Source organism: Massilia sp. LjRoot122 (assembly GCF_964252725.1).
Classification (GTDB): domain Bacteria; phylum Pseudomonadota; class Gammaproteobacteria; order Burkholderiales; family Burkholderiaceae_D; genus Telluria.
The window spans coordinates 758316-776149 of the sequence record NZ_CAXUPB020000001.1; the positions used below are offsets into that span (position 1 = coordinate 758316).

The following is a 17834-nucleotide window of genomic DNA, read 5'->3' on the forward strand; positions in this document are numbered from 1 at the left end:
TACTATTTCACCGGGCGTTTTTTCATCAGGAGGCGATCAGCCGATGCGCTTGAACACCCGGCGCGCCGCCTCGATGGTGTCGTCGATCACCGCATCCGTGTGCTGGGCCGATACGAAACCGGCCTCGAACATGGCCGGTGCGAAGTACACGCCTTCGTCCAGCATGCCGTGGAAGAAGCGGTTGAAGCGCTCCTTGTCGCCCGCCATCATCTGGCCGTAGGTGCTCGGCACGCTGTTCGAGAAGTAGAAACCGAACATGCCGCCCACCGCATCGCCGCAGAAGGGGATGTCGTTTTCCTGCGCCGCCTCGGTCAGGCCCTGCACCAGGCGCGCGCTTGCCGCGCCCAGCTTGTCATAGAAGCCCGGCTCCTGCACCAGCTTCAGCGTGGTCATGCCGGCCGCCACCGCCACCGGGTTGCCCGACAGGGTGCCGGCCTGGTAGACCGGGCCGAGCGGCGCCATTTTCTGCATCAGCTCCGCACGGCCGCCGAAAGCCGCCACCGGCAGGCCGCCGCCGATCACCTTGCCGAGCGCGGTCAGGTCCGGGCTGATGCCGTACATCTCCTGGGCGCCGCCCAGGCCGACGCGGAAGCCGCACATGACTTCGTCGAAGATCAGTACGGCGCCGTGTTCGGTGCACAGCTCGCGCATGCGGGTCAGGAATTCCGGGGTGGCGCGGATCAGGTTCATGTTGCCGGCCACCGGCTCCACGATCACGCAGGCGATGGTGTCGCCCATCGAGGCGAAGGCGTCTTCCAGCTGCGGGACGTTGTTGTAGTCGAGGACCAGGGTGTGCTTGACGAAGTCTTCCGGCACGCCGGCCGAGGTCGGGTTGCCGAAGGTGAGCAGGCCGCTGCCGGCCTTCACCAGCAGCGAGTCGGCGTGGCCGTGGTAGCAGCCTTCGAACTTGACGATCTTGTCGCGGCCGGTGGCGCCGCGCGCCAGGCGCAGCGCGCTCATGGTCGCCTCGGTGCCCGACGAAACCAGGCGCACCTGCTCGATCGAGGGCACCAGGCGGCAGATCTCTTCGGCGATCTCGATCTCGCCTTCGGTCGGCGCACCAAAAGAAAGGCCGCGCGCGGCCGCTTCCTGCACCGCCTTGATCACTTGCGGATGGGCGTGGCCGACGATGGCCGGGCCCCAGGAACCGATGTAGTCGATGTAGCGCTTGCCGTCCGCGTCCCAGAAGTACGGGCCTTCGGCACGGGTGATGAAGCGCGGGGTGCCGCCCACCGAGCGGAAGGCGCGCACCGGCGAATTCACGCCGCCCGGAGTCGATTGCTGGGCGCGGGCAAACAGTTGGTCGTTCTTCGAGGTGTTCTCAATGGTCATGGTAGCGAGGGGCCGGATCAGCCCCGGTAGAATTTGTTGGGGATGAACTTGCCCATGCCGAAGCGCTGGGCGTGTTCGAGCGCGCCGGTGGTGTATTCCTGGGCGGCGAACAGCGCCTGCGGCGCTTCCATGCCGCATGCCATCAGGGCGGTGAAGGAAGCCGAATAGGTATTCCCGGCGCCGACGAAGGGGCCCGGCAGGTGCTGCCACTCGACCCGGGCCACCACGCCGTCGGCATCGAACAGGGTATTCGAACAGCCGCCCTTGTCGTCGCGGGTGCCAGTCACCAGCACGTACTGGCAGCCGGCATTGGTCAGTTCGGCCACGTCCGCGAGCAGGGCATCGGCGCCGTTGTCGTCGCCGTTTTCGCCCACCTCGCGCCAGGTCTCGGCCATGCGGCCCAGTTCCGACTGCGACAGGATCAGGACCGTGGTCTGCGGCGCCAGGATCGAGCGGATCGCCGACAGCATCTCTTCGTCGGCCAGGCCGGAATCGGGCAGGGCGGTGAGGAAGGGATCGAGGATCAGGGGCGCATCCGGGTAGTCGGACACGATCTCGGCGATCGCCGCCAGCTGCAGCACGGTGGCGACGGCGCCGACCTTGAAGGCGGCCACCGGCATGTCTTCGAGCAGGACGCGTGCCTGGTCGGCCATCCAGTCGCTGTCGACTTCGTGGAGGTTCTCGACCTTGGCGCTGTCGGCAACCAGCAGGCCGGCCACCACCGACAGCCCGTGGCATCCGTGCGCGGCGAAGGCGGCCAGGTCGGCCTGCACGCCGAGGGCGCCGACCGGGTCGGACACGCCAAATGTCAGGATGAGGGGTAACGGTTGGTTTTGCACGACGCCTAGATTAAGATACCTGACTCTCCATTTTACTAGATAGAAGGACGCATATTGTGAGTAATGATTCGACGGCCCCATTCCAGACCTGGATGTGCCTGATCTGCGGCTGGGTTTATGACGAAGCCGCCGGCGCCCCGGACGACGGCATTGCACCGGGCACGCGCTGGGCCGATGTGCCGATGAACTGGACTTGTCCGGAATGCGGCGCCCGCAAGGACGATTTCGAGATGACCGCCATCTGATCTTGTCGGGCTGTCACGTCTGTTTGCAAAACGTCACGCCAAGTTGGATGTGACAGTTGACGTGTTGCAACACTTCACGCCAAAAGGGTAAAGGCCTGTGCTATCGTGGCGTTTCATGCTGAAGTGAAACGAAAATGACGACATCGCCGCAAGCAACCGGCCTGACCATCATGGTGATCGACGACAGCAGCACGATCCGCCGCTCCGCCGAAATCTTCCTGACCCAGGCCGGCTACCAGGTGGTGCTGGCTGACGACGGCTTCGACGCGCTCGCCAAGATCAACGACCACCACCCCGCGCTGGTGTTCTGCGACATCCTGATGCCGCGCCTGGATGGCTACCAGACCTGCGCCCTGATCAAGAAGAGCGCACGCTTCCATGCGACGCCGGTGCTGATGCTGTCGTCCAAGGACGGCCTGTTCGACCGCGCGCGGGGCGCCATGGTCGGCGCGGCCGCCTATCTCACCAAACCGTTTTCCAAGGACAGCCTGCTGGCCGCGGTGCGCGAGCACACGGCGGCGAAGGCTTGACCTGAACCTGCTTAACCGACCGAATACCCGGAGCCCAAGGTGGCCATACAAAACATCCTGATCGTCGACGATTCCCCGACCGAGCGCTTCTACCTGACCGATATCCTGGCGCGCGCCGGCTATGCCGTGAGCACTGCCGTCAACGGCGAGGAAGCGATCGACAAGATCCGCGCCGAGCGCCCGCAACTGATCCTGATGGACGTGGTCATGCCCGGCGCGAACGGCTTCCAGGTGACGCGCTCGATCGCGCGCGACCCCGAGCTGGCGGCGATCCCCGTGATCATCTGCAGCAGCAAGAACCAGGAAACCGACCGCATCTGGGGCATGCGCCAGGGCGCCAGGGATTACCTGGTGAAGCCGGTCGATCCGGCGCTGCTGCTGGCCAGCATCGCCTCGCTCGACGCCGGTCCGGCGGCAGCGGCGGCATGAGCGACGCAGCTGGCGAGGGGGCAAGGCTCGACCCTGCCGCGCGCCGCACCCGCCTGCGCGAATACCAGGAGCAGCTCCTCGAGCGCATGCAGGCCGCCAAGGGCGGCGGCGGCGCGCCGATCCAGCAGCTCGGCATGCAGGTGGGCGGCACCCGCTACCTGCTCGACCTGCTGGAGGCCGGCGAGATCGTCCCGTCCGTGCCGCTGGCGCGGGTGCCGCTGACCCTGCCCTGGTACCTGGGCCTGGCCAATGTGCGCGGCACCCTGGTCGGCGTGATCGACCTGGCGCGCTACCTCGGCCAGGAAGGTGCGCCGCCGAGCCCCTCGGCACGCCTGGTGACCTTCGCCCCCACGCTCGGCTTCAACTGCGCGCTGCTGGCCGAGCGCGTGTTCGGCCTGCGCCAGGCCGGCAGCATGAGGCGCGAGGGCGAGGTCCTGCGCGACGCCGACGACAATCTGTGGACGCCGCTCTCGCTCGCGGCCCTGGTGCGGGAAGAACGCTTCCTGCAGGTCGCACAACAAGCAGACACACGCAGCTAATCAAATTGCAGGACCAGGAGCCGGTATGGGATTCGCCTCGAAACTCAGCATGAACGTATTCTCGAAGGACAGCGCGGACGACGACACCGCGCTGGTCTCGCCCGACACCCAGTTCGGCGCCGGCCTGCTGCCGCAGCAGCCTGCGCACGAGGGAGGCGCGCCGGTGCACGGCTCGGCCGAAGCCGCCGCGCGCCGCCTCGGCAACACGCGTCCGCGCAAGCCCCTGCATGCGGCCGACGAGGGTGAGGACCTGCGCCTGCCCCTGATCGGCCACCTGTCGCTGTCGCGCCAGCTGCGCGTGGTGCTGGCGGCCTTCGTGGCCGGCATCCTGCTGACGGTGCTGTCGATGTGGCAGAACGCCGCGCGCACCGACGTGGTGTCGACCCAGGGCCAGACCGCGGCCGACGCCCTGATGCATTCGCAGCGCGTGGCCAAGGCTGCGCCGAACGCCCTGCGCGGGGACATGGGCGCTTTCAACGAACTGGACGAGAGCCGCGCCGAAGTCGGCCGCCTGCTGCAGCTGCTGGCGCGCGGCGGCCAGTCGGGCAACAAGACGATTCCGGCGTCCTCGGGCGAGGTGGCGACCATGCTGGCCAAGGCGCGTTCCGCCTGGTCGGCCTCGAACGCGGCCGCCACCACCATCGTCGGCAACAGGCGCCACCTGGTCGGCTTCGGCGCCAGCGTCGACAAGTTCGAACCGCTCGCCACCGAGCTCGGCTCAATCGCCGACAAGCAGCCCGGCAACCCGTCGTTTGCCCGCCTGGCGGCGCTGGCCGAGCGCCTGTCGGTGTCCACCCACGCCTTCGCGAGCCCGGGCGCGGCCTACCGCGACGCCTCCAGGACCATCCTGCGCGACAGCGCCGAACTGGGCGCACTGCTGGACAGCCTGGCCGGCGCCCCGGCCGCCATCGCGGACGGCACGCTGCGCGAGCGCGTGCTGGATGCGCGCACCGCCTTCAAGACCTGGCAGGAAGGGCTGGCGCCGCTGTCGACCAACCAGCACAACTTCAGCGCCGCACGCACTGCCGAAGCGGTCATCGCGCGCGACAACGAGGGCCTGCGCTCGACATTGGCACGGGTGCAGTCGGGCTACCGCAGCGCGTTGGAGGTCAGGAGCGGCTGGTTCTGGATGCTGGTGGGCGCCGCGATCTTCACGCTGGCGATGGGCGGCGCCCTGAGCCGCGTGATGCTGCAGGACTCGCGCAACCGCACCCGCGGCGCCGAGGCGCGCCGCCGCGAAGCCGAGGCGATGCGCCAGCTGGCCCAGGCCAAGGAAGAAGAAGCCAAGGCCACCAACGACCAGAACCAGGCGGCGATCCTGCGCCTGATGAACGAACTGCAGGAAGTCGCTGACGGCGACCTGACCGTGCACGCCACGGTCTCGGAAGACATCACCGGCGCGATCGCCGACTCGGTCAACTACACGGTCGAGGAACTGCGCGAGCTGGTCCTGCGGGTCATCAAGACCACCGAACAGGTGACGCGCGCCTCGAACGGCGCCCAGACCGTGTCGACCGAGCTGCTGGGCGCGGCCGAGCAGCAGTCGCGCGAGATCCAGGAAGCATCCAGCACCGTGCTGCAGATGGCGGCGCAGATTGCCGACGTGTCGCGTTCGGCGACCGAATCGGCCGACGTGGCGCGCCAGTCGGTGGCGGCGGCCGAGCAGGGTGCGCAAGCCGTGCAGAACGCGATCATCGGCATGAACGAGATCCGCGAACAGATCCAGGAAACCTCGAAGCGCATCAAGCGCTTGGGCGAATCCTCGCAGGAGATCGGCGAGATCACCGACCTGATCTCGGACATCACCGAGCAGACCAACGTGCTGGCGCTGAACGCCGCGATCCAGGCCGCATCGGCCGGCGAGGCGGGCCGCGGCTTCTCGGTGGTGGCGGAAGAGGTGCAGCGCCTGGCGGAACGCTCGGCCGAAGCGGCCAAGGGCATCGGCGCGCTGGTGCGCACCATCCAGGCCGACACCCATGACGCCGTGGCGGCGATGGAAAAATCGACCCAGGGCGTGGTCGAGGGCGCGCGCCTGTCCGATGCGGCCGGCGCGGCGCTCAGCGATATTTCGCGCGTGTCGAACCGCCTGGCGGAGCTGATCCAGGGCATTTCCGGCGCGGCTGAACGGCAGGCGACGTCCGCCAACGGTGTGGCCCATAATATGCAGCACATCCTGTCGGTCACCGAGCACACCCAGGGCGGCACGCGCCAGACGGCGCAGTCGATCCGCGAACTGGCGCTGCTGGCGCAGGAGCTGAAGGATTCCGTGTCGCGCTTCCGCGTGGCGGCCTGAACACAAACATGACGAACCAATGACGACCCAAGCCTCCCCGCGCATGCCAGCCTTCGATACCGGCCCCCTGTCCTGGGTGATCGGCGAGATCCGCGATGCGCTGGGACGCTCGGGCACGGCCCTGCGCGATGCGGCCGGGCGCAGCCCCGAGGCCCAGCCGACCCTGCTGCTGCACGCCAAGACCCATCTGCACCAGGCCCATGGCGCGCTGCAGCTGGTGGACGTCGAGGGCGTGGGCGTGCTGGGCGGCGCGGCGGAACGGCTGATCGACCGCTTCAAGGATGGCCATCTGGCCTGCACCCTGGAGACGGTGAAGCCGGTGCAGGACGCCTACCAGGCCCTGGTCGAATACCTCGACGAGCTGCTGGGCGGGGCGCCGCAGCAGCCGGCGCGCCTGTTCCCCTATTACCGCGACCTGCAGGAACTGCTCGGCGTCGAGCGCATCCACCCGTCCGATCTGCTGCCGGCGGAGCTGGGCAAGGATGTGCAGCTGCATGCGGCCGGCGCGGCCGAGGCGCCGGATATCGCGGCCTGCCGCGCGCGCTTCGAAAAGGCGCTGCTGCCTTACCTGAAGAGCGGTGATCCGCAGTTTGCGGCCGGGATGCGCGATGCGCTCGCGCCGGTGGCGGCCGCGCAAGAGGCGCCGCGGGCGCGCCTGTTCTGGGCGGCGCTGCATGCCTTTGCCGGCGTGGTCGCCGACGGCCAGGTCGAGAGCGATCTGTACGTCAAGCAGCTGCTCGGCCAGGTCAACCTGCAGCTGCGCCGTCTGTCGCAGGGCCAGGGCGGCACGCCCGACGCGATGCTGCGCGATGCGCTGTTCTTCGTCGCCGCCGCCAGCCAGCCCAATGCCGATGCCCAGCGCCTGCGCCAGGCCTGCGGCCTGGACGGCCTGGTGCCCCACGATTACGCCGCGCGCCGCTACGGCCGCATCGACCAGGCCACGCTGCAGGAGGCGCGCGAGGCGCTGGCCCGCAGCAAGTCGGACTGGGACCGCATCGCCAGCGACGGCGACCTCGCGCTCAAGGAAGATTTCAACGAGCAGCTGTCGCGCCTGGCGGGCGCCAGCGAAAAGCTGGGCGCGCCGGCGCTGGCCCAGCTGATGCGCGAGCTCGGGCGCGCCGCCACCGACGCCATGCAGGCCGGCCGCAGCGACGGCTTCGGGCTGGAGATGGCGGCCGCCATGCTGTTCGTCGAGAACGGCCTGGACCAGCTGCGCCAGCTGCCGGACGACTTCGCCGAAAACGCGGAAGCGGTCGGCGCGCGCCTGCTGGCGCTGGCCGCCGGCGAAACCCCGCCGGATGCGCCGCAGTGGCAGGGCGAGCTGGCGCGCCAGATCCAGCAGGGCCAGACCGTGGCGGTGCTGGCCGGCGAGATCAAGGCCGGCCTGCGCCAGGTCGAGAAGCTGCTCGACGATTACTACGACAAGCCGGGCAAGCGCGAGGTGCTGCTCCAGGCCGAGCCGGTGCTGCACCAGCTGCAGGGCGCCCTGTCCATCCTGGACCAGGAGGGGGCGGTGCAGGCGGTCCGCCACGTGGCCGGCGAAGTGCGGCTGCTGGCCGGCAGCGACGGCGACCTGGCGGCGCAGTCCGGCGTGCTGCACAACATCGCCCAGAACATCGGCGCGCTCGGCTTCTTCACCGATCTGCTGGCCCAGAACAGCGAGGCGGCGCGCAGCCGTTTCAGCTTCGACGCGGAGAAGCGCCTGCTACGGGAGCTGCCTTTCGAGTTCGTCGAGGCCGCGCCCGAAGCCGTTCAGGAGGCGCCCGCGCCGGAAGCGAGCATCGAATCCGAGCTGCTCGAGATCTTCGTCCTCGAAGCGCAGGAAGTGCTGGGCCTGGTGCTCGAGACGCTGCCGCAGGCAGAGAGCAATCCCGACAGCCAGGAAACCCTGACCTTGCTGCGCCGCGCCTTCCACACGCTCAAGGGCAGCAGCCGCATGGTGAGCCTGGAGCGCTTCGCCGAGGCCGCGGCCGCGGTCGAACGCACCATGAACCTGTGGCTGGCCGAGGCGCGCAGCGCCACGCCGGAACTGCTGGCGCTGCTGCGCCAGGCGCATGCGGAACTCTCCAGCTGGGTGGCCGACCTGGTTGCCGGCGGCAGCTCGGACCGCGACAGCGCGGCCCTCGTGGCCGCGGCCGCGCGCGTGCAGGAGGGCGGTGCGGACGAGGACCTCCAGGTGCCGACGCTCGAGGACATCATCGTGCCGGCGCCGCAGCCCGACACCAAACGCGTCGGCGGGCTGGAGATATCGCTCGGCCTGTACACGATCTATCTGGAAGAAACCGCGACCCTGGTGGCGCTGCTGGCGCAGGACTTCGACGCCTGGCGCACGGAGCCGCAGCGGCGCGCATCGCCGGAGGCGCTGAAGGCGGCGCACACGCTGGGCGGCACCTCGGCCACGGTCGGCTATGCCGCGCTGCGCGACGTCGCCCATGCGCTCGAACTGGTGCTGGAAAAGCTGGCGGCGCCCGGTCCGACGCTCGACGACAACGGCCACGAGCTGCTGGACGCGACCCTGTCGCGCGTGCGCACCATGCTGCAGGTGTTCACCCTCGGCGAACTGGCCCCGGCCCAGCCGGACCTGGTCGCCCAGCTCGGCAGCCTGCTCGAACGCCTCGCCAGCCAGCAGGCCGCCGCCGTCTACGGCGAAGTCGACCCGGCCCTGGCCCAGCAGCTCGACGCCCTGTTCGCCAGCGCCTACGGCGAGCTGCTCGCAGTACCGCCGGCCACCGAGCCGGCGCCCGCCCAGCCGGAAGAGCAGGCGCTGGCAAGCGCAGTGAGCGAGATCGACGACCTGTTCGACGCTTCGCTGGACGACCTGTTCGCGGCCCCGGGGCTCGACCAGGCCGCGCCGGCCGACGAGCAGCCGGCCTTCGTGCCGGTGACGCCGGATGAGGCGGTGCTGGAAGAGGCGCCGGAAGCCGTGGCGCCTGCGCCGGCCGACAGCGTGCTGGCCGCCGGCCCGGTGTTTACCGACGAACTCGACCCCGACTTGCTGCCGGTGTTCCTGGAAGAGGGCGCCGACCTGTTCCCGCAGATCGGCAACGGCCTGCGCCAATGGCAGCAGAATCCGCAGGACCACGCCGTCGCCCAGGGACTGCAGCGCGCGCTGCACACGGTGAAGGGCAGCGCCCGCATGGCTGGCGCGATGCGCCTCGGCCAGCACACCCACGAGCTGGAAACCCAGATCGAGAACATGGTGCATGCGGGGACCACCACGCCCACCGCCTTCGACGAACTGCTGGCGAACTACGATCAGGCCTTGCTGCTGTTCGAGCAGCTGCAGCAGCCGGCGAGTCCGGCCCAGGCCGCAGCGCCGGCAGCCCCCGAGCCGTCCGGCAGCCGCGCGCCGCTGGTGCGGGTGCGCGCCGACATCCTCGACCGCGTCGTCAACCAGGCGGGCGAAGTATCGATCTCGCGCTCGCGCCTGGAAAACCAGGTGGGTTCGCTCAAGGGCGCGCTGTCGGACTTCTCGGAAAACCTCGACCGCCTGCGCCGCCAGATGCGCGAGATCGAGATGCAGGCCGAGTCGCAGATTGCCTCACGCCTGTCGATCGCCGGCGAACGCGAATTCGACCCGCTCGAGTTCGACCGCTTCACGCGCCTGCAGGAACTGACGCGCATGATGGCCGAGAGCGTAAACGACGTGGAAGCCTTCCACGAAGGCCTGTCGCGCACCGTGGACAGCGCGCAAGAAGACCTGGCGGCGCAGTCGCGCATGACCCGCGACCTGCAGCGCGACCTGATGCGGGTGCGCATGGTGCCCTTCGCGAGCCTGGCGGAACGCTTGTACCGGGTAGCACGCCAGACCGCCAAGGAAACCGACAAGCGGGTCAACCTCGACATCCGCGGCGGCACGGTGGAAATCGACCGCAGCGTGCTGGAACAGATGGCCGCGCCCTTCGAGCACCTGCTGCGCAACGCGATCGTGCACGGCATCGAGCCGCGCGCCGCCCGCCTCGAAGCCGGCAAGGCCGAGACCGGCGAAGTGCTGGTGCAGGTGAGCCAGCACGGCAACGAGGTGGCGATCGTGTTCGGCGACGACGGCGCCGGGCTTGACCTCGACCGCATCCGCGCCAAGGCGCGCGGCCTTGGCCTGGTCGGGCCGGATGCGGCCGTGTCGGACGTGGATGCGGCCGAACTGATTTTCGAACCGGGCTTCTCGACCGCCGACACGCTGACCGAACTGGCCGGCCGCGGGGTGGGCATGGACGTGGTGCGTTCCGAAGCCCAGGCCTTGGGCGGCCGCGTGGTGGTGTCGACCGAGCCGGGCCAGGGCACGCGCTTCTCGATCCACCTGCCCCTGACGCTCGCGGTGGCCCAGGTGGTGCTGGTGGCGAGTGCCGGCCGCACCTATGCACTGCCCTCGACCCTGGTCGAGCAGGTGCTGCAGGTGCGTGATACCGACCTGGCCGCGGCCCAGGCAGCCGGGTCGATTGCCGTGTCGGGACAGCCGCATGCGCTGCATGCGCTCGACCTGCTGCTGGGCGAAGGCAGCGGCGCAGCGATGCAGCGCCTGAATCCGGTGCTGGTCGTGCATGGGGCGAGCGGGCGCATCGCGCTGCGCGTGGACGAGGTGCTGGGCAACCGCGAAGTGGTGGTCAAGAACATCGGCCCGCAGCTGTCGCGGGTGCCGGGCATCGCCGGCGCCACGGTGCTGGGGACGGGCGAGATCGTGCTGATCCTCGACCCGGTGGTGCTGGCCCAGCGTCCCGCGGCCCAGCCTGTCCACGCCGCCGAGGAGGCGCCGCAGCCGGAGCGTCCGACCATCATGGTGGTGGACGATTCGATCACCGTGCGCCGCGTGACCCAGCGCCTGCTGGAGCGCGAAGGCTACCGGGTGATGCTGGCCAAGGATGGCGTCGATGCGCTCGAGCAGATCGAGCTGGCGCGGCCGGACCTGATGCTGGTCGATATCGAGATGCCGCGCATGGACGGCTTCGACCTGACCCGCGAAGTGCGGAGCAGGGAGCTCACCAAGGGCATCCCCATCATCATGATCACCTCGCGCACGGCGGACAAGCACCGCAACGTCGCGCTGGGGCTGGGGGTGAATGCCTATTTCGGGAAGCCGTATCAGGAGCCGGTGTTGTTGGCGGCGATCGAGAGTTTGCTGGAGAAGGTTTCGAGCTAACTGCTGCGGAACGAACTTGGGTCCCGGCCTTCGCCGGGACGACGTGCTTGAGCTAACGCTTACACCTTTTCTACCACTACTCTCAAGACCGTCGTTCCGGCGAAGGCCGGAACCTAATTTTGCATGGTCAGCCCGTAGCCTTCTTTACCACAGCAAACCGCTCCAAGGTCCGCTTCCTCGCCACATCATGCTCGACAACGGGCAGCGGATAGTCGCGGCCCAGCACCACCCCCTTGTCCGCCAAGACCTCATCCGCCACCAGCCACGGCGCATGGATCTCCTTCGCACTCAAGCGCTCCAGCGCCGGCACCCACTCCCGGATGAACTCTCCGTGCGCATCGAAGCGCTGCGACTGCGTGATCGGATTGAAGATCCTGAACCACGGCTGGGCATCGCAGCCGGTCGACGCCGCCCACTGCCAGCCGCCGTTGTTCGAGGCCAGCTCGTAATCGTTCAGCTTCAGGGCGAAATAGCGTTCGCCGCGCCGCCAGTCGATCCCGAGGTCCTTGGTCAGAAAACTCGCCGTCACCATGCGCAGCCGGTTGTGCATGAAACCGGTCCGGTTCAGCTGCGCCATCGCCGCATCCACCAGCGGATAGCCGGTGCGTCCCTCGCACCAGGCCGCGAACAGTTCATCCGCCTCCTCGCCGCTCTCCCACGCCAGGGCGTCGAAGGCCGGCTTGAAGGACTGCGTCACGAGCTGCGGATTGCGCGCCAGGATCATCGAATAGAAATCGCGCCAGATGAGTTCCGACAGCCATACCGAGGCGCCGCTGCCGCCGGCGCCGTTTTCCATCATCTGCCGCGCCGTGCGCACCAGGTGGCGGATCGAGGTGGTGCCGAAGCGCAGGTGGGTCGACAGGCGCGACGTGCCGTCTTCCGCAGGAAAATCGCGCGCCCGGCCGTAGTCCGCCATCTGCGCGATGAAACCTTCGAACAGCTGCTCGGCACCTTCCATTCCTGCGGGCAACGGCGGATCGCCTGGTTCGAAACCGATCTCGCCGAGTGAGGGCAGGGCCGGCGTGTCCGGGGACGGCGGCGCGAACGCATGCGCGTAAGGATCGACCGGATAGGCGGCCAGGGTTTCCGGCATGCTGGCCAAGCGCTTGAGCCAGGCGTTCTTGTAGGGCGTGAACACCGAGAACGGACCCTTGGCCAAGGTCAGCACTTCATCCTGCTCGAAAATGACCTGGTCCTTGAAACTCAGAAATTTCCTACCGTCGCAGGCAAGACGCTCGTTCATCCGTGCGTCGCGTTCCACCGCCTCGGGTTCATAATCGGCACAAACCAATACCGCGTCGACACCCAGTTCGGTGGCGAGCGCAGGGATCACTTCAAGAGGGCGGCCTTGCCGCACGATCAGATGGCCGCCGAGCCGGCGCAGCTCGGCGTCGAGGCTGGCCAGGCTGGCGTGGATGAACCGCACACGGCGGTCGTCGCGCGGCAGCGGGTCGAGAATGTCGCTGTCATACACGAAAACGCAATACACACAATTGGACGACGTCAATGCCCGGTGGAGGGCTGCATGGTCGAATGCCCGCAAGTCGCGCCGGAACCAGACCAAAGAATTGCTTATATTCATCATCGTGTGCAGGGTCAAGATGGCGGAGGATTTTACTGGGTAGGATTCCTCCTAACGGTTCCGGGTTCGCCTTGCGCGGGACAGAGCCGGGTCGGTGATCGGGGTGCTTCCATGGGCCCCGGCCCGATTCGGTGTAAACTATCGAAAAGCGTAATGTTGTTTTGTGGACACTTCATTAACCAGAGTGGGCCCATGTGAGAGTAAGCGTATGAAGAAAAGCAAAGTTGGCAGCACTCTACCGATGCCCGGCATGCCACCGGAACAGGACAAAGCGCTCGGAAAGATCGGCCCCTCAGCTTCTGGACTGGACCTTGCCAACCATTTCCTGATCGCGATGCCCTCGATCCAGGACCCGATCTTCGGCGGCACCGTGGTCTACGTCTGCGAGCACAATGAAAAAGGCGTGCTCGGCGTGGTCATCAACAAGCCGACCGACATGACGATGGAAGTGCTGTTCGACCGCGTCGACCTGAAGCTGGCCCCCGGGCTGCGCTCCTCGGTGGTGGATCAGCCGATCATGTTCGGCGGCCCGGTCCAGGACGACCGCGGCTTCGTGCTGCATTCGCCGGGCGGACGCTATTCGTCCTCGCTGACCGTCACCGACGACGTCGCCTTCACCACCTCGATCGACGTGCTCGAAGCCGTCGCCAGCGGTGCCGGTCCGGCCCGCATGCTGGTGTCGATCGGCTACGCCGGCTGGAGCCCGGGACAGATCGAGGAAGAACTCTCGCGCAACGGCTGGCTCACCGTGGGCGCCGACGCCCGCGTGCTGTTCGACCTGCCGATCGAGGAACGCTATACCGCCGCCATCAAACTGCTGGGAATCGACCCGCTCATGCTTGCGACTGAAGCCGGCCATGCATAAGAAGGGGTTCGAACCCTGATGGTCGACATTGTTTTCGGATTTGACTTTGGGGTGAAGCGCATCGGCATTGCCATGGGCAACACCCTGACCGGACAAGCCCAACCGTTGACGGTCATCAAGGCCATCGACAACGCCACCCGTTTCCAGGTCATCGGCGACCTGATCGAGCAATGGAAGCCGGCCCGCCTCATCGTGGGCGAGCCGCGCCATCCCGACGGCGCCGAGCACGACATGACCCTGCGCAGCCGGCGCTTCGCCAACCAGCTGCACGGCCGCTTCAGCCTGCCCGTCGAACTCGTCGACGAGCGCTACTCCTCCGCCGTCATCCCGCAAAAGCGCGGGGAGATCATCGACGCCAAGGCGGCCGCCATCATTTTGCAACAATACTTTGACGCTCATTGACCCTCATGCCAACATCTAATCACGTCTACGACGCGGAAGCGCTGTACCGCGAGCTGCTGGGCCAGGTCCGCGCTGGCCTGGCCGGCGTGCTGGAGCCCGCCATCGTGGGCATCCACTCCGGCGGCGCCTGGCTGGCCGAACGCCTCGCGCGCGACCTCGACCTGACGCACCGCTTCGGCACCATCGACGTCTCGTTCTACCGCGACGACTACGCCAAGAAGGGCCTGCACCCGGACGTCAAGCCGACCCACATCCGCTTCGCGGTGGACGGCGCCACGGTGGTGCTGGTGGACGACGTGCTGCAGACCGGCCGCACCACGCGCGCCGCGATCAACGTGCTGTTCGACTACGGCCGTCCGGCCTGCATCCGCCTGGCGGCCCTGGCCGACCGCGGCGGGCGCGAACTGCCGGTGGCCGCCGACTATGTCGGCACCCGCGCCGAACTGGCGCCGCACCAGTCGCTGTGCCTGCAGCGCGACGATGCCGGCCAACTCTCGCTGACCATTGAAGAAGACCCGTCCGACAATGCCGAAACTGTTTAACAACCCGCAACTGAACAAGAACGGCGAGCTGCAGCACCTGCTCACCATCGAAGGCCTGCCCAAGTCGGTCATCAACCACATCCTCGATACCGCATCGAGCTTCGTGGGCATTTCCGACCGCGAGGTCAAGAAGGTGCCGCTGATGCGCGGCAAGAGCGTGTTCAACCTCTTCTTCGAGAACAGCACGCGTACCCGCACCACCTTCGAGATCGCGGCCAAGCGCCTGTCGGCCGACGTCATCAACCTGAACATCCAGGCGTCCTCGGCCAGCAAGGGCGAATCGCTGCTCGACACCATCGACAACCTGTCGGCCATGCACGCCGACATGTTCGTGGTGCGCCATGCGCAGTCGGGCGCGCCCTACCTGATCGCCAAGCACCTGATCGAGACCCAGCAGTCACACGTGCACGTCGTGAACGCCGGCGACGGCCGCCACGCGCATCCGACCCAGGGCCTGCTCGACATGTACACGATCCGCCACTACAAGAAGGATTTCACCAACCTGCGGGTGGCGATCGTCGGCGACATCCTGCACAGCCGCGTGGCGCGTTCGGACATCCACGCGCTGACCACGCTGGGCGTGCCGGAAGTGCGCGCCATCGGCCCGCACACGCTGCTGCCGGGCGGCCTGGCCGAGATGGGCGTGCGCACCTTTACGAACATGGACGAGGGCCTGAAGGACGTCGACGTCATCATCATGCTGCGCCTGCAGAACGAACGCATGAGCGGCGCGCTGCTGCCTTCGGCGCAGGAATACTTCAAGAGCTACGGCCTGACCCCGGAGCGCCTCGCGCTGGCCAAGCCGGACGCGATCGTGATGCACCCGGGCCCGATGAACCGCGGCGTCGAGATCGACTCGGCGGTGGCCGACGGCAGCCAGGCGGTGATCCTGCCGCAGGTAACCTTCGGCATCGCGGTACGCATGGCAGTGATGAGCATTTTGGCGGGAGGCAGGACTTGAAATTCGCACGCATGAAACTTCATATCAAGAACGGGCGAGTCATCGACCCGGCGAACGGCATCGACGCAGTACAGGATCTCTTCATCGCCGACGGCGTCATCGCCGCCCTCGGCAACACTCCGGACGGCTTCACGGCCGACCAGACCATCGACGCCGCCGGCCTGGTGGTCGCTCCCGGCCTGGTCGACCTGTCGGCGCGCCTGCGCGAGCCGGGCTACGAATACAAGGCGACGCTGGAATCCGAGATGCGAGCGGCGATGCAGGGCGGCGTGACCACCCTGGTCTGCCCGCCGGACACCGACCCGGTACTGGACGAACCGGGCCTGGTCGAGATGCTCAAGCACCGCGCACGCATCCTGGACCAGGCCAACGTGCACCCGCTGGGCGCGCTGACCATGGGCCTGAAGGGCCAGGCGCTGACCGAGATGGCCGAGCTGACCGAGGCCGGCTGCATCGGCTTCTCGCAGGCCGAGGTGCCGGTGCTCGACACCACCGTGCTGCTGCGCGCCATGCAATACGCCAAGACCTTCGGCTACACCGTGTGGCTGCGCCCGCAGGACGCCCACATCGGCCGCGGCGGCGTGGCCCACAGCGGGCCGCTGGCCTCGCGCCTGGGCCTGTCGGGCGTGCCGGTCATGTCCGAGACCATCGCCCTGCACACCATCTTCGAACTGGTGCGCGCCACCGGCGCGCGCGTGCACCTGTGCCGCATGTCCTCCGCGGCCGGCCTGGCCCTGGTGGCCGCGGCCAAGAAGGAAGGCCTGCCGGTCAGCTGCGACGTCGGCGTGCACCACCTGCACATGACCGATGCCGACATCGGCTTCTTCGACCCCAACGCGCGCTTCAATCCGCCGCTGCGCAGCCAGCGCGACCGCGATGCGATCCGCAACGCCCTGCTGGACGGCACCGTGGACGCGGTCTGCTCCGACCACACCCCGGTGGACGACGACGAGAAGCTGCTGCCCTTCGCCGAAGCCACGCCCGGCTCGACCGGCCTGGAGCTGCTGCTGGCCCTGAGCCTCAAGTGGGCGGAAGAGCAGAAGAGCAGCAAGGCCTTGGCGCAGGCGCTGGCCAAGGTCACCGTCGAGCCGGCGCGTGTCGCCGGCCTGCCGGCCGGCACGCTGTCGGTGGGCGCGGCGGCCGACGTGGTCGTGTTCGACCCGGATGCACGCTGGAAGGTCGAGCGCAAGGCGCTGGCCAGCCAGGGCAAGCACACGCCTTTCCTCGGCTACGAGCTGGCCGGCCAGGTGCGTGCGACGCTCGTGCGCGGCCGCGTGGCCTTCCAGCGATAAACGGGGCGGGCGGCCGTCTCCGTGAAGCTGAGGCTAGCCCTGCGCCTGGCGCGCGTCATGGTCCACCTGGTGGCGGGCCTGGCGACCTGCGCCCTGGTGTTTCCGCTGGCCTCGCTGCGCACGCGCGAGCGCCTCACGCGGCGCTGGTCGCGCAAGCTGCTCGGCCTGTGCCGGGTGAGGGTCGAGCAGCTTGATGGCGCGCCCGTGCTCGAGCATGCGCTGATCGTCGCCAACCACGTCTCCTGGCTCGACATCTTCGTCATCAACGCGCTGCATCCCTGCCGCTTCGTGGCCAAGGCCGAGATCCGTTCCTGGCCGGTGCTGGGCTGGCTCGCCGCCGCCGCCGGCACCGTGTTCATCGCGCGCGGCAACCGGCGCGAGCTGCGCCACATCTTCAAGGGCCTGGTCACGGTGCTGCAGCAGGGCCAGCGCGTCGCCTTCTTCCCGGAGGGGACCACGTCCAGGCAGGGCGAGGTGCTGCCCTTCCACGCCAACCTGTTCGAGGCCGCCATCGATGCGAAAGTGCCGGTGCAGCCGTATGCGCTGTCCTATGTCGACGCGGCCGGGGCGTTTCACCCCTCCGTCGACTATGTCGGCGACACCAGCTTCGTCGACAGCCTGTTCACGATCCTGGAGGGCCGGCCGGTCATCGCACGCCTGCAATGCCTGGCGCCGATCGACGCCACCGGCGCACATCGCCGCGAGCTGGCGCAGGCCGCCGAAGATGCCGTGGCGGCGACGCTGCGCCGTGATATGTAAAACGTATCACAGAGCAATAAATAATATACTGGACAACTCACAGGGTGTGCGTCACGCTGGTGCTTTGCACCATCGCTTCCCGAGGAGACC

Annotated in this window: 15 protein-coding genes; 12 read left to right on the forward strand and 3 right to left on the reverse strand. The window is 68.1% G+C overall.

Annotation, left to right across the window (positions count from 1 at the left end; genetic code table 11):
• Nucleotides 1-36: 36 nt before the first annotated feature.
• Together hemL and thiD are read right to left on the reverse strand one after the other, a co-directional pair.
• Nucleotides 37-1332 (reverse strand): glutamate-1-semialdehyde 2,1-aminomutase, encoded by a 1296-nt coding sequence (gene hemL, locus ACSQ25_RS03355; RefSeq protein ID WP_436104300.1) that lies wholly within the window; start codon nucleotides 1330-1332, stop codon nucleotides 37-39.
• Between the two features lie 17 nt (nucleotides 1333-1349).
• Nucleotides 1350-2171: a bifunctional hydroxymethylpyrimidine kinase/phosphomethylpyrimidine kinase gene (gene thiD, locus ACSQ25_RS03360; RefSeq protein WP_436104301.1), complete on the reverse strand. Its 822-nt coding sequence runs from the start codon at nucleotides 2169-2171 to the stop codon at nucleotides 1350-1352.
• A gap of 92 nt (nucleotides 2172-2263) precedes the next feature.
• Between thiD and ACSQ25_RS03365 the strand changes: the two genes are divergently transcribed.
• From ACSQ25_RS03365 to ACSQ25_RS03390, 6 genes are all read left to right on the forward strand, one after another.
• Complete coding sequence (locus ACSQ25_RS03365; protein ID WP_029755924.1) at nucleotides 2264-2416, forward strand: rubredoxin; 153 nt, start codon at nucleotides 2264-2266, stop codon at nucleotides 2414-2416.
• 134 nt (nucleotides 2417-2550) lie between these two features.
• On the forward strand, nucleotides 2551-2946 hold the full coding sequence (locus tag ACSQ25_RS03370; RefSeq protein ID WP_436104302.1) for a response regulator: 396 nt from the start codon (nucleotides 2551-2553) through the stop codon (nucleotides 2944-2946).
• Nucleotides 2947-2985: 39 nt separating this feature from the next.
• Nucleotides 2986-3375, forward strand: coding sequence for a response regulator transcription factor (locus tag ACSQ25_RS03375; protein WP_436104303.1), 390 nt, complete (start codon nucleotides 2986-2988; stop codon nucleotides 3373-3375).
• Nucleotides 3372-3914, forward strand: a complete 543-nt coding sequence (locus ACSQ25_RS03380; RefSeq protein ID WP_436104304.1) for a chemotaxis protein CheW — start codon at nucleotides 3372-3374, stop codon at nucleotides 3912-3914. The genes ACSQ25_RS03375 and ACSQ25_RS03380 overlap by 4 nt, the downstream gene beginning before the upstream one ends.
• Before the next feature lie 49 nt (nucleotides 3915-3963).
• Entirely contained in the window at nucleotides 3964-6207 is a 2244-nt protein-coding gene (locus tag ACSQ25_RS03385) for a methyl-accepting chemotaxis protein (protein ID WP_436104305.1), read from the forward strand.
• A 19-nt stretch (nucleotides 6208-6226) separates the two neighbouring features.
• Complete coding sequence (locus ACSQ25_RS03390) at nucleotides 6227-11341, forward strand: Hpt domain-containing protein (RefSeq protein ID WP_436104306.1); 5115 nt, start codon at nucleotides 6227-6229, stop codon at nucleotides 11339-11341.
• Between the two features lie 127 nt (nucleotides 11342-11468).
• Here ACSQ25_RS03390 and ACSQ25_RS03395 read toward each other — a convergent pair whose 3' ends face one another.
• Nucleotides 11469-12923, reverse strand: coding sequence for a cryptochrome/photolyase family protein (locus ACSQ25_RS03395; protein WP_436108015.1), 1455 nt, complete (start codon nucleotides 12921-12923; stop codon nucleotides 11469-11471).
• Between the two features lie 250 nt (nucleotides 12924-13173).
• Here ACSQ25_RS03395 and ACSQ25_RS03400 point away from each other — a divergent pair, with 250 nt between their 5' ends.
• The 6 genes from ACSQ25_RS03400 to ACSQ25_RS03425 are packed head-to-tail and all read left to right on the forward strand — an operon-like array spanning nucleotide 13174 to nucleotide 17744.
• Nucleotides 13174-13788, forward strand: a complete 615-nt coding sequence (locus ACSQ25_RS03400) for a YqgE/AlgH family protein (RefSeq protein ID WP_436104307.1) — start codon at nucleotides 13174-13176, stop codon at nucleotides 13786-13788.
• Nucleotides 13789-13806: 18 nt separating this feature from the next.
• Nucleotides 13807-14190, forward strand: coding sequence for a Holliday junction resolvase RuvX (gene ruvX, locus ACSQ25_RS03405; protein WP_436104308.1), 384 nt, complete (start codon nucleotides 13807-13809; stop codon nucleotides 14188-14190).
• A gap of 5 nt (nucleotides 14191-14195) precedes the next feature.
• Nucleotides 14196-14732 (forward strand): bifunctional pyr operon transcriptional regulator/uracil phosphoribosyltransferase PyrR, encoded by a 537-nt coding sequence (gene pyrR, locus ACSQ25_RS03410; protein ID WP_436104309.1) that lies wholly within the window; start codon nucleotides 14196-14198, stop codon nucleotides 14730-14732.
• Nucleotides 14716-15693, forward strand: a complete 978-nt coding sequence (locus tag ACSQ25_RS03415; protein WP_436104310.1) for an aspartate carbamoyltransferase catalytic subunit — start codon at nucleotides 14716-14718, stop codon at nucleotides 15691-15693. Before pyrR ends, ACSQ25_RS03415 begins: the two co-directional genes overlap by 17 nt.
• A gap of 11 nt (nucleotides 15694-15704) precedes the next feature.
• A complete protein-coding gene (locus tag ACSQ25_RS03420; protein WP_436104311.1) occupies nucleotides 15705-16985 on the forward strand; it encodes a dihydroorotase in 1281 nt (426 codons plus the stop codon).
• A gap of 21 nt (nucleotides 16986-17006) precedes the next feature.
• Nucleotides 17007-17744 carry a lysophospholipid acyltransferase family protein gene (locus ACSQ25_RS03425; protein WP_436104312.1) on the forward strand — a complete coding sequence of 246 codons (738 nt, stop codon included), beginning with the start codon at nucleotides 17007-17009 and terminating at the stop codon, nucleotides 17742-17744.
• The last annotated feature ends 90 nt before the right edge of the window (nucleotides 17745-17834 follow it).

What these genes read in the sequence shown, in the direction of transcription:
- ACSQ25_RS03365 (WP_029755924.1), top strand. Translation starts at nt 2,264, where the DNA reads ATGTGCCTGATCTGCGGCTGGGTTTATGACGAAGCCGCCGGCGCCCCG.
- ruvX (WP_436104308.1), top strand. Translation starts at nt 13,807, where the DNA reads ATGGTCGACATTGTTTTCGGATTTGACTTTGGGGTGAAGCGCATCGGC.
- ACSQ25_RS03395 (WP_436108015.1), bottom strand. Translation starts at nt 12,923, where the DNA reads ATGAATATAAGCAATTCTTTGGTCTGGTTCCGGCGCGACTTGCGGGCA.
- ACSQ25_RS03370 (WP_436104302.1), top strand. Translation starts at nt 2,551, where the DNA reads ATGACGACATCGCCGCAAGCAACCGGCCTGACCATCATGGTGATCGAC.
- ACSQ25_RS03400 (WP_436104307.1), top strand. Translation starts at nt 13,174, where the DNA reads ATGCCACCGGAACAGGACAAAGCGCTCGGAAAGATCGGCCCCTCAGCT.
- hemL (WP_436104300.1), bottom strand. Translation starts at nt 1,332, where the DNA reads ATGACCATTGAGAACACCTCGAAGAACGACCAACTGTTTGCCCGCGCC.
- ACSQ25_RS03380 (WP_436104304.1), top strand. Translation starts at nt 3,372, where the DNA reads ATGAGCGACGCAGCTGGCGAGGGGGCAAGGCTCGACCCTGCCGCGCGC.
- pyrR (WP_436104309.1), top strand. Translation starts at nt 14,196, where the DNA reads ATGCCAACATCTAATCACGTCTACGACGCGGAAGCGCTGTACCGCGAG.
- ACSQ25_RS03385 (WP_436104305.1), top strand. Translation starts at nt 3,964, where the DNA reads ATGAACGTATTCTCGAAGGACAGCGCGGACGACGACACCGCGCTGGTC.
- ACSQ25_RS03420 (WP_436104311.1), top strand. Translation starts at nt 15,705, where the DNA reads ATGAAACTTCATATCAAGAACGGGCGAGTCATCGACCCGGCGAACGGC.
- ACSQ25_RS03415 (WP_436104310.1), top strand. Translation starts at nt 14,716, where the DNA reads ATGCCGAAACTGTTTAACAACCCGCAACTGAACAAGAACGGCGAGCTG.
- ACSQ25_RS03390 (WP_436104306.1), top strand. Translation starts at nt 6,227, where the DNA reads ATGACGACCCAAGCCTCCCCGCGCATGCCAGCCTTCGATACCGGCCCC.